This is a genomic window from Candidatus Sphingomonas colombiensis (assembly GCA_029202845.1).
Taxonomy (GTDB): Bacteria; Pseudomonadota; Alphaproteobacteria; order Sphingomonadales; family Sphingomonadaceae; genus Sphingomonas; species Sphingomonas colombiensis.
Genome location: CP119315.1, coordinates 544,481 through 557,993, shown reverse-complemented (window position 1 = coordinate 557,993; position 13,513 = coordinate 544,481). Strand labels below are relative to the sequence as shown.

At 63.9% G+C, this 13,513-nt stretch carries 11 protein-coding genes and 1 tRNA gene; 6 read left to right on the top strand and 6 right to left on the bottom strand.

Translation table 11 applies throughout. From position 1 onward, the window contains the following. Positions 1-19: 19 nt before the first annotated feature. Together P0Y64_02660 and P0Y64_02655 are read left to right on the top strand one after the other, a co-directional pair. Positions 20-691, top strand: a complete 672-nt coding sequence (locus tag P0Y64_02660; protein WEK43750.1) for a TetR/AcrR family transcriptional regulator — start codon at positions 20-22, stop codon at positions 689-691. A 108-nt stretch (positions 692-799) separates the two neighbouring features. Further along, entirely contained in the window at positions 800-1,690 is an 891-nt protein-coding gene (locus P0Y64_02655) for an SDR family NAD(P)-dependent oxidoreductase (GenBank protein ID WEK43749.1), read from the top strand. A 24-nt stretch (positions 1,691-1,714) separates the two neighbouring features. Here the strand turns inward: P0Y64_02655 and glpK are convergent, their stop codons facing one another. Continuing rightward, a complete protein-coding gene (gene glpK, locus P0Y64_02650) occupies positions 1,715-3,205 on the bottom strand; it encodes a glycerol kinase GlpK (GenBank protein ID WEK43748.1) in 1,491 nt (496 codons plus the stop codon). Positions 3,206-3,288: 83 nt separating this feature from the next. On the opposite strand from glpK, the gene P0Y64_02645 reads away from it, so the two are divergent. Both P0Y64_02645 and P0Y64_02640 read left to right on the top strand, forming a co-directional pair. Next, complete coding sequence (locus tag P0Y64_02645) at positions 3,289-4,800, top strand: glycerol-3-phosphate dehydrogenase (GenBank protein ID WEK43747.1); 1,512 nt, start codon at positions 3,289-3,291, stop codon at positions 4,798-4,800. Between the two features lie 126 nt (positions 4,801-4,926). Further along, positions 4,927-5,109, top strand: a complete 183-nt coding sequence (locus P0Y64_02640; protein ID WEK43746.1) for a CsbD family protein — start codon at positions 4,927-4,929, stop codon at positions 5,107-5,109. Positions 5,110-5,186: 77 nt separating this feature from the next. Here P0Y64_02640 and P0Y64_02635 read toward each other — a convergent pair whose 3' ends face one another. From P0Y64_02635 to P0Y64_02625, 3 genes are all read right to left on the bottom strand, one after another. After that, positions 5,187-5,372, bottom strand: a complete 186-nt coding sequence (locus tag P0Y64_02635) for a hypothetical protein (GenBank protein ID WEK43745.1) — start codon at positions 5,370-5,372, stop codon at positions 5,187-5,189. Positions 5,373-5,528: 156 nt separating this feature from the next. Beyond that, positions 5,529-5,602, bottom strand: a tRNA-Gly gene (locus P0Y64_02630). Between the two features lie 190 nt (positions 5,603-5,792). Beyond that, positions 5,793-8,825 (bottom strand): TonB-dependent receptor, encoded by a 3,033-nt coding sequence (locus P0Y64_02625; GenBank protein ID WEK43744.1) that lies wholly within the window; start codon positions 8,823-8,825, stop codon positions 5,793-5,795. 320 nt (positions 8,826-9,145) lie between these two features. On the opposite strand from P0Y64_02625, the gene P0Y64_02620 reads away from it, so the two are divergent. Together P0Y64_02620 and P0Y64_02615 are read left to right on the top strand one after the other, a co-directional pair. Next, positions 9,146-9,520, top strand: coding sequence for a glycine zipper 2TM domain-containing protein (locus P0Y64_02620; GenBank protein ID WEK43743.1), 375 nt, complete (start codon positions 9,146-9,148; stop codon positions 9,518-9,520). Between the two features lie 153 nt (positions 9,521-9,673). Next, positions 9,674-10,999, top strand: coding sequence for an MATE family efflux transporter (locus tag P0Y64_02615; protein ID WEK43742.1), 1,326 nt, complete (start codon positions 9,674-9,676; stop codon positions 10,997-10,999). Between the two features lie 8 nt (positions 11,000-11,007). On the opposite strand, the gene egtD is transcribed toward P0Y64_02615, so the two are convergent. After that, positions 11,008-11,985 carry an L-histidine N(alpha)-methyltransferase gene (gene egtD, locus P0Y64_02610; GenBank protein ID WEK43741.1) on the bottom strand — a complete coding sequence of 326 codons (978 nt, stop codon included), beginning with the start codon at positions 11,983-11,985 and terminating at the stop codon, positions 11,008-11,010. Then, the gene (egtB, locus tag P0Y64_02605; protein ID WEK44947.1) at positions 11,985-13,181 is read right to left on the bottom strand and encodes an ergothioneine biosynthesis protein EgtB; all 1,197 of its coding nucleotides are present in this window, start codon (positions 13,179-13,181) and stop codon (positions 11,985-11,987) included. Before egtB ends, egtD begins: the two co-directional genes overlap by 1 nt. Between the last annotated feature and the right edge of the window lie 332 nt (positions 13,182-13,513).

Below are 13,513 nucleotides of genomic sequence, written 5' to 3'. Positions count from 1 at the left end.
GGGCTGAAAGAGAAAGCTGGTGACGCAAAAGGTCAAACCTCAACGCTCGTCTCGCAAGGCTGAGCAACGTGCCGAGACTATCGAACAGATTCTCGACGCCGCCGAACAGTTGTTCGCCAAGAATGGCCTTTATGGCGTGACCTTGAAGGACGTCGCGCAGCGCGTCGGGGTCCACCACACGCTGCTTAATTACTATTTCTCGGACAAGAAGGCGCTATTCGACGCCGTGTTCGCGCGCCGCGCGGTGGTGACGAGCGAGCGTCGGATGAAAGCGCTCGATGAATATGAGGCGGCGAGCGGCGGCAAGCCGACCGTCGAGGGCGCGCTGCACGCGTTTCTCGATACCGATCTCGATCTTTATATCTCGGGCGGGGAGGGGTGGAAAAACTACGCCCAACTCACCGCGCAAGTCGCCAATACCCCAGAATGGGGCGCGAATTTGATGGATGAGCATTTCGATCCGGTCGTGCTGAGGCTGATCGGGTTGCTGCGGAAGGCGTTGCCCGACGGCGGTTCGCAGGACATTTTCTGGGGTTATCACTTCGTAACCGGCGCATTGATGCTGACGCTTGCCCGGACCGGCCGCATCGACAAATTATCTGGCGGCTTGAGTCATTCGGACGATTTCGTCGCGGTGAAGGAGCGGATGGCGAAATTCATGGCGGCGGGTTTCCGCGCGATCTGCGAATAGTTTTGCACAACGCGGGCAAGCTCACCAGACGTCAAAACATTCACTACCTTGATAGTGAAATAGTGATTGGATAGAGTTCCCTTTCCGCTTTTGATGGGAAGGGAATGGATGTCGCTGACTGGTAATGTGGCAATCGTGACGGGCGCCGGGGGCGGGCTCGGGCGGGCGCATGCGCTGTATCTTGCGCGCCAGGGTGCGCGGGTGGTCGTCAACGATCTCGCGCTGGATGCGGCAGAGCGGGTCGCGGCGGAAATCGTCGAAAGCGGCGGCGAGGCGATCGCGATCGCGGCATCCGTTACGGATGAGGCAGCGATTGCCGCATTGGTCAATACGGTCGTTACGCGCTGGGGGCGGATCGATATCCTCGTCAACAATGCCGGCATCCTGCGCGACAAGAGCTTCGCCAAGATGACGATCGATGATTTCCGGCTGGTGGTCGATGTCCATCTGATGGGGGCGGCGATTTGCAGCAAGGCGGTGTGGGAAACGATGCGGGCGCAGAATTACGGCCGCATCGTTATGACTACGTCGTCGTCGGGCCTGTACGGCAACTTTGGTCAGGCGAATTACGGCGCGGCGAAGATGGCGCTCGTCGGCCTGATGCAGACGCTGGCGATCGAGGGTGAGAAATATAACATCCGCGTGAACTCGCTTGCACCGACAGCCGCGACGCAGATGACGCATGGTGTGCTTTCGGACGAGAGCCTGCGGTTGCTTGATCCGGCGCTGGTCAGTCCGGGGCTGCTCGCCTTGGTCGGGCAGGACGCGCCGACGCGTGCGATCCTGTGCGCCGGTGCGGGGCATTTCGCGACGGCCGAGGTGACGCTGACGCCCGGCCTCTATGTCGGCCATACCGAGGATGCGGGCGACAGGCTCGTCACGCAATGGCCCGAGGTGTCGGCGCGCGATGGCGCGATCGTGCCGGCTTACGGCTTCACCCAGGCGGAGCGTGAGCTTGCCAGCGCGGGGCTGGAGCAGCCGGTGATGGCGGGGCGCTGAACCGGTCGCGCGCCGGGGCCCGATTCAGCCCCGGCGCAAGGTGCGGCTGAGTGCGTCGTTCCAGCCCGCCACCAGCGGGGCGCGGGTTTCCGCCGACATTGCGGGCTCGAAACATGCCTCGCGTGACCAGAGCGACGCGAGTTCGTCGAGCCCCGACCACAAGCCCACCGCGAGCCCCGCGTGGAAGGCGGCGCCGCGTGCGGTGGTTTCCAGATCCTCGGGGCGCTCGACCGGAGCTTCGAGCAGATCGGCGAGGAATTGACACAGCCAGTCGTTCGCCGCCATGCCGCCATCGACGCGCAACGTCGCCGGGCGCGCGCTGCCGTCCTCCACCATCGCAGTGACCAGATCGAGCGTTTGATAGGCCACTGCCTCCAGCGCGGCACGGGCGAGATGCGCCTGCGTCGATCCGAGCGTCAGCCCAAAGATCGCGCCGCGCGCAGCCGGATCCCAATGCGGCGCGCCCAGCCCGACGAAGGCCGGGACCATATAGACGCCGCCATTGTCAGGTAGTTGCGTCGCCATGCCATCGGTATCGCTTGCATGGGTGATCACACCGATCCCGTCACGTAGCCATTTGATCGCCGCGCCCGCGACGAAGATCGATCCCTCCAGCGCATAAGAGGTGCGCCCGTCGATGCGATAGGCTGGCGTCGTCAGCAGCCGGTGGTCCGACAGGATCGCCCGCTCACCGGTATTGAGAAGCATGAAGCAGCCGGTGCCATAGGTCACTTTGGTGCTGCCCGGGGCGAAACACGTTTGTCCGAACAACGCCGCCTGCTGATCCCCCGCAATCCCCGCTACCGGGATCGCAGCATCGAACAGCTCCGGCGCGGTGGTGCCATAAATGTGGGCGTTGTCGTGCACCTCGGGCAGCAGGGCGCGCGGCACACCGAACAACCTGCACATTTCCTCGTCCCAGCAATTGTCGCGGATATTCCACAACGAGGTGCGCGAGGCATTGGTGACATCCGTCGCGTGGACCCTCCCTCCGGTCAGCCGCCACAACAGGAAGCTGTCGATCGTCCCGAAGGCGAGTTCGCCGCGCTCGGCGCGCGCTCGCGCACCGGTTACATTATCGAGAATCCACGCGATCTTGGTCGCTGAGAAATAGGGATCGATCAGCAGCCCGGTGCGTGCACGCACTTCCGGCTCCGCGCCAGCAGCTTTGAGTTGCTGGCAATGTTCCGCCGTGCGCCGATCTTGCCATACGATAGCGCGGTGGATTGGTTTGCCGGTCGCACGCTCCCACACCAATGTCGTCTCGCGCTGGTTGGTAATGCCGATCGCGGCGATCCCGTCCGCGCCGATGCCGCTTTTCGCAATCGCCTGACGTGCGGTGGCGAGCGTGTCGCGCCAGATATCCTCGGGATCGTGCTCGACCCAGCCGGGGGCGGGATAATGTTGCTGAAACTCGATCTGTGTAGTGGCGACGCGGCGCGCGCGGTGATCGAAAACGACGCTGCGGGTGGAGGTCGTGCCCTGGTCGATTGCCAGGATATGCGTCTTCCCCACCTTCGTCTCCCCACCGATATGCCAGTTGGGATGCTCGATTTTTTTTGTTCGCCCGTCAACGATTTGGGCCTTAGCCTGAACGTATGAACGACGAGACGACAGACGCAATGGTCGATCTGCTGGTGGTTGGCGGTGGGATCAACGGCGCGGGGATCGCGCGCGATGCGGTTGGCCGGGGTCTGTCAGTCCTGCTGGTCGAGCAGGACGATCTCGCCAATTACACCTCGTCGGCGTCGACCAAGCTAATCCACGGCGGCTTGCGCTATCTCGAATATGGCGAGTTCCGGCTGGTGCGCGAGGCGCTGATCGAACGTGAGCGGCTGTGGGGGATGGCGCCGCACATCATCTGGCCGACGCGCTTCGTGCTACCGCAGACGCATTCGCCGCGCCCGGCGTGGATGGTCCGCCTTGGGCTGTTTCTCTACGACCATCTCGGTGGCCGCAAGAAATTGCCCGGGACGGAGACGATCCGGCTCGATCGAAGCGCCTATGGTGCGGGTTTGGCCGATCCGCACGGTACTGCGTTCGTCTATTCCGATTGCCGGGTGGATGACAGCCGCCTCGTCGTGCTCAATGCGCGTGATGCGGCCGATCGTGGCGCGGATATCCGCACGCGCACCCGGCTGATCTCGGCGCGGCGGGAGGGGGGCGTCTGGTCGGCGACGATTGCCGATGCCGGTGGTGAAAGCACGATCCGTGCGCGCGTGCTCGTCAACGCCGCCGGCCCATGGGTCTCCGACGTGCTCGCGCGCGTGCCGGGCGCGCGGGTCGAACGTGGCGTGCGGTTGATCAAGGGCAGTCATATCGTAGTGCCGCGGCTCTATGAGGGCGATCACGCCTTCATGCTGCAGAACGCGGATCGCCGCATCGTCTTCACCTTGCCCTATCAGGACGGCTTCACGCTGATCGGCACGACCGACGATCCATGGGATGGTGCGCCCGGTCGCGCGGAGATCAGCGAGGGCGAGACGCGCTATCTGCTCGACACGGTCAATAATTATTTCGCGCGGTCGATAGACGAGGCGGATATCGTGTGGAGCTATGCCGGCATTCGCCCGCTCTATGACGACAAGGCTGGCAACGCCTCCGCCGTTACGCGCGACTATGTGCTCGATCTCGATGCGGGGGTGGGGCGGGCGCCGCTGCTCAGCGTGTTCGGCGGCAAGATCACCACGTACCGAAAGCTCGCGGAGCACGCGATGCAGCATCTCGCCGTGCATCTTCCCGGTGCCGGGGCGGCCTGGACGGCGGGGGCTACGCTACCCGGCGGCGACATGCCGGCCGCGGATTTCGAAGCCTTCCTCGCCCAAGTGGAGCGAGCGCGACCGGGGCAGCCGCCTGCGCTGCTCCGTCGCCTCGCGCATGCCTATGGTACACGGATCGATGCGGTGCTCGGGGATGCTGCCACGCCGGCTGATCTGGGCGAGGATTTTGGTGGTGGGCTCACCGCGCGCGAGGTCGATTACCTGCGCGCGCAGGAATGGGCGAGGACTGCGGAGGACGTACTTTATCGCCGCAGCAAGCTGGGGCTTCACGTTCCTCGTGGCGCCGCCGAGCGGCTCACTGGCTATCTCGCAGCGGTCGAAATGGCGTGAGCGGCGTGGCGATAGCTTTGAGATGGTGCGGTATTTTGAACCGCTAAGATGTTGCTAGCGGCGGATCGAACCATCGGTTGCGAACATTGATCTCGCGTGGCGCGTTTGCCGCGTGGAGAGAAAATCATGGGTGAGTTCAAGGACAAGGCCAAGGGCCTCGCCAACGAAGCGGTTGGCAAGACCAAGGAAGCCATCGGAAAGGCAACCGGCGATCACAAGCTTGAGGCGGAGGGCATTGCGCAAAATGCGAAGGGCCATGTCCAGAAGGGCATCGGTGACGCAAAAGGCGAGGTGAAGAAACATCTCTGACGAGCACGGACGCGGCCGGGTGAAACGGGTCGCGTCCGTAGTTCAGCGAGATGACCCATCGTAACCAAATGCGGCCATCAATTGGCCGATAGTTCTGGGATGCAGAGCGGATGGCGCAGGTCTCGTGGTTTGTCGCCCGCTAGCGTTCGGAGTTTTACTGGGCCGCCTTTTCCGGAAAAGTATTGAGCAGGTCGGTCGACGAACTTTTCACGAGCACTGCGCCGCGAGCCGCGCAGCACCGCGATGCGGGCAATGTCGTTCAATTGGAGCATCGAAGCGGGGGTTGGTACCCTCAAATTACCGCCAGCGAGAGGTGATTGATTGCGAATGCGGATGAACGCTTGCGGCCTGACAACCGCTAAATACCGTGGATTTTCAGGGTCTGCCTAGACGAAGACGAGCGTCGGCGGACAGGGGGATGGAGCGGGTGAAGGGAATCGAACCCTCGTCGTAAGCTTGGGAAGCTTCTGCTCTACCATTGAGCTACACCCGCAACGCCTCGAAAGCGTCTGCCTTCGGCTAGTGCCACATCGCCATTCCGAGCTGCATTACCCCGGAAGTGGAAAGCGGTGCGGCGGGCCATAGTCGTGCGCGTGGCGCGACGCAAGTGGGCCCGGCTCTGCTGGGGGCTAACGCGGGCGATAGTGTATCGCCCGCGTTAGCCCCATAACGGCAGCGCTGAGTCAGAATTTCACCCGCGCCGCGACGCTGAAGTAGCGCCCCATGATCCCTGAAAAATACGTCCTTGTGCCGCCGCCGAGCGGGGCGGGGTAAGGCGGGGTTGCGTCGAACACATTGTCCACGATGAACTTCAGCCCAAACTGCTCATTCACTTTGATGCCGACCGTGGCATTGAAAAGCCACCAGTCGCTTACCCCCGTAATGTTGGCGGAGTTCGGCGCGGCATCCATGTCGAATTTGCTCTCGCCGACATATTGCGCCTGCAACAGCAGAGCGAGTGATTTGCTGTCGTAGCTGAGGTTCGCGGTGCCAGAATTGCGCGGATATCCCACTTCGCCGGCGATGTGATCAATGTCGTCGGTGCCGATCCGCGTTTCCAGCTTGTCGCGATAAAAGTAATTCACTGCGACGCCGAGCACGCCCGTATTCTCAAAGCCGATGCGCTCCAGCGGCAGGCGATAGGATGCGGTTGCCTGCAACCCGGCCGTTTTGTAGCTCGCCGCGTTATAATAACCCTCGCGGATCGTGGTGAGCTGGCCATTGGCATCGCGATTGAACAATTTGCAGAACGCGTTGGGATAGCTTGCGGAATCATAGCATGCGTTCAGGATCGAGGCGCCGTCCAGATTGACGATTGCATCCTTGAGGCTGATGTTTATCCAGTCGATGGCTAGGGAGAAACTGTATGCAAATCGCGGCTGGATGATCGCGCCGATAGTCCAGCTATTCGCTTTCTCATTACGCAGATCCGGATTGCCGCCGACGGTCACCGGAATGTACAAGTTGCTGAAATTGGAAGAGAAGGTTGCGGTGTTGATGCCGGCTGCCGCGCAATTCGCCTTGCGCACCGCCGGGTTCGGACCATTGCCGACGAAACGCGCGTCGCACGGATCCTGGCCGGCGTCATAAGCCTGCGAGCTGGGATTGAACGCTTCGGTGATCGCGGGCGAGCGGATCGAACGGGTGAAATTGCCCCGGAAGGTTACATCAGGCACGAAACCGATCCGGCCACCCGCGCTCCACGTAAGGTCGCCGCCCGATAGCGAATTGCGGACATAACGGGCCGACCCGTCGAATTCGAGCGTATGCAGCCAATTGAGGCGGTTCTTCGCGGTGACGAACGGCACGACGAGTTCGCCGAACACCTCGTTGGTGTGGAACTTGCCGGCGACCGGATCGACCGGGATCGAGCGGCCGAACGGCGCACGCGAGCCATCCGGTTGCGGATCGCCGTAGAAATAGGCACCCGGATCGAACCGTGTCTTTTCCTCGCGATGCTCATAGCCGGCGACGATATTCACATCATTGCCGAGCAGGGTGAACGCCGGCCCCTTGATATTGGCGTTGAACACGATCTGTTCGTTGATCGAACGCGGCGTCGCGGTGGCGAAGATGTAATCGCGCGCGGCCTTGCTCGCCAGACCGGAGCCGAGCACGTTGAGCGGCGCGCAGGTTGAGCTGATCGTCGGGATCGACGCATTCACCGCGCCGGGGCGGCAGATGATGTTGCCGGCGCCATCGGTCACCGCGTCCAGCGCGTTGAGGAAATTCTGCTGAACCAGCTTGTTGACGCGCACGTCCGTCTGCGAGCGGCCATAGACGGCCGAAGTCTCCCATTGGAAATCGCGACCGAACAGGCCGACGTTGCCGTCGAATCCGGCGACGAAGCGATAGGTTTCGACGGTCGCCTCAGCCCGACCCGTCGTCAGATCCGACAGCGCGCGGCCAAGGTAGAATTCCTGCTGCCCGGCGGGAAGATTGGCCGCGATCGTGGCGCGATCAGTGGCGGAGAGATAGGGATTGTCGAGCCGGATGACGATATTGCCGTTGATCGTCCCGGCAGCATCGAACAGCGCGGAATTGTAATTCGGCTCGTCGATCAGATTCACGCTCTTTGAGCGCGCATACCAGCCCTCGCCGAATAAGCGGACGTTGTCGGTGATCTGATAGCTTGCCTGAACATTGCCCAGATATCGTTCGGAACTGGTCAACAGGTTCGATTGCGCGGCCATATCGAAGCCGTTGCCACCGCTGCTGATAAAACCCTGACGCATCACGGTGCCGAGATCGAGCGGCACGAGCGTTCCGGACGAGCCGAACTGGAGAAGCTGGCCAGCGGCGTTACGGATGCCGGAGCGCGCCGCGAGATAATCGTCGGCGGCGAAGGGTACGCCGCCGGCGGTGAATGCGGTGAAGCGCCGTGCGGGAAATACCACCTGCGCATAAGGCGAGTTGAGCGATGCCGGCGGGGTGCCGAAGAAATCGCCGCGCGCGGTGACGGCGCGATCGCCTGCGGTCAGGCCATCGCCGCGATCATATTCGCCGGAGATGGTGATATTGCCGCGGCCGCCTGCGAAATTCTTACCCGCCAAGATGCTGAACTGCTGGTTGGGCGCATCGCCGCGTTGGGCAATGCCGCTTTGGCCGGCCAGTTCCAGCCCCTCGAAATTGCGCTTCAGGATGATGTTGACCGTACCCGCGATCGCATCCGAGCCATAGATTGGCGCGCCGCCGATCGAGACCGTTTCGATCCGGTCGATGAGGGACGTCGGAATATTGTTGAGATCGACCTGCGTGCCGGGATTGACCGGGCCGAAGATGGTGGCGGTATTCGACGATACGAAGCGCCGGCCATCCACCAGCACCAATGTACGTTGCGAACCGAGGCCGAAGAAGTCGACGAAGGTCTGCCCCGGGCCGAACGGCGATTGCGTACCGGCGCTGTTGTTGCCCGCGGGGCCAAAAGCGGGGATTTCGTTCAACGCCTGGCCGACATTGGTGTAGCCGCGATTTTCGATCTGCGACGCGCCAATTACCTGTGTCGGCTGGACCGTATCGAATTCCGGCCGCGCGATGCGCGAACCCGTCACCACGATCTCGGGGGCGTCGGGCTGATTCACGCCGGGGTGATCGGATGAAGCGCGCGGGGCCGCCTCCGGCGCGCCGAGTTGCGCGAAAGCCGGGTTGGCGACGAGCAGCAATGCGCCCGCGCTCGCTCCCCGCATGATGCACGCACGCACCGATGCCGTCTTCATGTGTGACCCCTTTTTGAACGCTGCCATTTTTATCTGTCGGCATCGAACCGAAAGGCTTTGGCCGCCGAAGGTGATCCACATGGCATTCACGCGACGCGATCCGGAGCCTTGATTCGTGCCCAGAGGCCGTCCTTGGCCCTACTTCCTCAAAGAATGGTTACTAAGAGCTCTGGTAAATCCGTCGTTTACCCGGACGCTGCGTTCGCGCGCGGGAACGAGAGCCAGCAGATCGCAGGCGGCCCGCGATGATATGAAAACGGCCCCAATTGAACGGACCGTGCGCCGGAAGCGTTACTGATTTCGGCAAAAGGAGATTTCTTATGCGTTTCAAATTTGCGGCCGCGCTTGCCGCCATCACCATGGCCGTGCCGGTCGCGCTGCCTGCGCCGGCTGTCGCGCAGCCGCGCGACTATCGCTGGAATGGCGATCGGCAGGGCTGGGATGCGTCGCATTCCTATCGGCCCGGCCGCTACAAGGAGCGCCGGCTGGGCCGTGACGATCGCATCTATCGCGGCCGGGACGGGCGCTATTATTGCCGTCGCAACGACGGAACGACCGGGCTGGTGATCGGCGGTGTCGCGGGCGGCCTGCTCGGCAACGCGCTGACCGGCAGCACGCTCGGCACGCTCGTCGGCGGTGCGGGTGGCGCATTGCTCGGCCGGTCGGTCGATCGCGGGCAGGTGCGCTGCCGCTGATCGCGGCAGCGCGGGTGGCCTGATCTGATCCGGCACCCGGCGGCAATTGCGGGAGAGCGTGGTGGCCAATCACGCTCTCCCGTTGCGTAATAGACGAAAATTCGGGTGATCGGGCGTGACGTCACCCGCCGGTTCGTGTGATCAGCCGGTCGCATGAGCCTGCTAACCCGCCGCATGATATTCGCTCAGGCGTGGCCGATCATTCTCGGCCAGGCGCTGGTGCCGATGGTCGGCGTGGTCGATGCCACCGTCATCGGGCGCACGGGCGATGCCGCGGCATTGGCTGGCGTGGCGCTGGGCGTCACGACCGTAAACCTGATTTTCTGGGCGTTTGGCTTTCTGCGGATGGGCGTGACGGGGCTTACCGCGCAGGCGCTCGGCGTGGGTGGGGGCGAGGAGTTGCGCGCGCTGCTGCTGCGCGCGCTGCTGCTTGGATTGGCGCTCGGCGTGGCATTGGTGATGCTTTCGCCGGTGATCGTGCCGACTGCATTGTCGCTGATGCACGTTCCCGCGCCGGCGGCTGATGCGGCTTACGGCTTCACTGCGGCGCGCTTTTTCGGCGCGCCGGCCGCGCTGGGCTTTTACGTTCTCAACGGCTGGCTGCTCGGACTCGGACGGACGCGGCTGGCGCTGGCCTGTCAGCTGGTGTTCAACGGCGTCAATATCGCGCTGGACGTGCTGCTGGTTGGCGGCCTTGGGCTTGGCGCGCGCGGCGCGGGCATCGGCACGTCGCTGGCGGAATGGATCGCGCTGGCGATCGGGCTATGGGCGGCGCGGCGCGTGCTCGGCCCCGGCTGGTGGCGCATCGATCGGGGCACGATCTTCGCGCCCGGCGCGTTTCGCCGGTTGCTGTCGGTCAACGCCGATATCATGATCCGCACCGTTGCGTTGCTCTTGCTGTTCACCTGGTTTGCGCGCGCCGGCGCGCGGCTGGGCGCCGTGCCGCTCGCCGCCAACCATGTGCTGATGCTGTTCGTCAGCGTGAGCGCGTTCGTGCTCGACGGTTTTGCCTTCACTGCCGAGGCGCGCGTCGGCGCGGCGATCGGGGCCGGCTCGCGCCCGGCGATGCTGCGCGCCGCGCGACTGACCGGCGAATTCTCGCTGGCGGGCGCGCTGCCGTTCTCGGCCGGCATCGCCATCGCGGCGCCGTGGCTGATCCCGCTCGTAACGCGCGATCCGGCGGTGCAGGCGCAGGCGATCGCGCTGGTGCCCTATTGCGCGCTGGTGCCGTTGCTCGGAATGCCGAGCTGGTTGCTCGACGGCATCTTCATCGGCGCGACGGAGGGGCGCACGCTGCGCAATGCCGCGATCGTCGCGCTGGCGCTCTATCTCGCCACGGACATGATGTTGCGGGGGCAGGGCGAGGCCGGCGTGTGGATCGCGTTGCTGGCGAGCTATCTCTTTCGCGCGGCGGCGCTGGGGGTGGCGCTTCCCGGGCTGGTCCGGCGCGTCGGTGTGTCATCGCGAGGTTACGCCTGACCCGATGTTCACGGCGCGCGGCGCTGCGCCTGCGCTTCCGCGAGATAGATGGCGAACATGTCGTCCGGATCGGTCCATTCGGCGAGCGGCGTCCAGCCGCCGGAGCGCAGCAGGATGCGGGCATCGCGCGGCCCGTATTTGTGGCTGTTTTCGGTGTGGATCGTCTCTCCGCGTGCGATTTCGAACGGCCGCCCGGCGATGGTGAAGGCGATGTCGCGCGTTGCTTCGAGATGCATTTCGATGCGCGCACGATCGGCATTCCAGATCGCGTGGTGGCGGAAAGCGTCGAGCGGGATCGAGCCGTCAAGCTCTCGATTGACGCGCGCGAGCAGATTGAGATTGAACGCCGCGGTGACGCCGGCGGCATCGTCGTAGGCGCGCTCAAGCGTCGCCTGATCCTTGAGCCGATCCATCCCGATCACCAGCATCGCGCCTTCGCCCAGCGTTCGGCGCATCGTGCGCAACAGATCCGTCGAGGCGAAGGGGATCATATTGCCGATGGTCGATCCAGGGAAAAAGCCGAGCTTGGGCAGATCGCGCACCTCCGCCGGCAAGGCGATCGGCTTCAGGAAATCGGTGGCGAGCGGGTGGATCGGCAGTGCCGGAAAACGCAAGGAAAGCGCATGCGCGGATTCGCGGAGGAACTCGCCCGAGATATCGATCGGGACATAGGCCGAGGCGGCGACCGCTTCGAGCAGCAGCGGCGTCTTGGTCGATGATCCCGATCCGAATTCGATCACCGCGCGGCCGTGCCCGGTGTATGCCGCGATTTCGCCGCCGATCGCGCGCAGCAGCGCTGTTTCGACGCGCGTCGGATAATATTCGGGAAGGGCGGTAATCTCCTCGAACAACTCCGAGCCGCGATGATCGTAGAACCACCGCGCCGGGATCGCGCGCGGGCGCTGGGCGAAACCCTCGATCACATCGGCAAGAAACGCCGGGTTGGGGCCGGCGCTGGTTTCATCGTCCAATTCGCGCTTGAGCATCACAGATCCTTCGCGAGCCGGACGCCGGTGAACTGCCAGCGCTGGTGTGGGTAGAAGAAATTGCGGTAGCTGGCGCGAACGTGGCCGCGCGGCGACGCGCATGATCCGCCCCGCAGCACGAACTGGCCGCTCATGAACTTGCCATTATATTCGCCGACCGCCCCGGCGGCGGCCCTGAAGCCGGGATAGGGGCGATAGGCGCTGCCGGTCCATTCCCACACATCGCCGAAAAACGCCGGGCGGGAGGAGGAATGCGGCTCGACCGGCCCGGCTCCATCGAGCTGGTTGCCGCCGCTGGGATCGTGCGTGCTCGCGGCGGCTTCCCACTCGGCCTCGGTCGGCAGGCGTGCGCCCGCCCAACTGGCATAGGCATCGGCCTCGAAGAAGCTGATATGCGTCACCGGCGCGGCAGGATCGATCGGGTGACGCCCATCCAGCCCGAACCTCGTCCACCCCGCATCGCGCTTTTCCCAATAGAGCGGCGCAGCAACGTCCTCGCGCCGCACCCAGGCCCAGCCATCGGAGAGCCAGTGCGATGGCGTCGCATAGCCGCCGTCGGCGATGAAATCCGCCCATTCGCCGTTGGTCACGGGGCGGGTGGCGATAGCGTGCGGGGCGAGCAAGGTCGGATGGCGCGGGCCTTCGCAATCGAAAGCGAAATGCGCGCCGTCATGGCCGATCCACGCCTCGCCGCCGGGATGTTCGATCCAGGCTGTCGGTCCCGGCATGGCGGCCGGGCGGCGAAGATTTGTCGGCCACAATGCGGGCTCGATCGGGTTTTCGGAAAGCAGGTGGAGGATATCGGTCAGCAGCAGTTCCTGATGCTGCTGCTCGTGGTGACAACCCAGCCGCACCAGTTCGAGCGCGTCGGCCGGCAATCGCGGCAGCGCATCGAGCAGCGCAGCATCGATCGCGGCGCGATAGGCACGCACGCCATCCAGCGTCGGCCGGGTGATCATGCCACGCCGCGCGCGGCCATGCCGCTTCCCCTCGGCCTCGTAATAGCTGTTGAACAGGAACGGGAAGCGATCATCGTACAGGCGATAACCGGCGACGAAATCGCGCAGTACGAAGGTTTCGAAGAACCATGTCGTATGCGCGAGATGCCATTTCGTGGGGGACGTATCCTCCATCGACTGCACGGTGGCATCGGCATCGGATAGGGGCGCGGCCAGCGCGGTGGTCAATTCGCGCACGGCGATATAGCGATCGCCCAGCGACGGAGCGGCCGGGCGATCGGCCGACCGCTTACTCTCCTTGCTCACGCTTTCTATCGTCATCGGGCTGGCACCAATCGGATGAACGAGGCTTAAGATCGCAACGCCGCCCAACCGCGTGAGGGCGGCCACGCGATCGTCGACACGCGACGGAAAGCCACAGAACGCTAACACAGCCGGATTTGTTCACACACCGGAATAATCGAGTGTCGCTGCCGGTTATGGCGAGGTGTGGGGGGTGATGGCGCCGCCGTGCGCTCGTGAGACGGGCAAGATTACAAAAGGTTCATTTTCAGCTATTGCAAATCAAT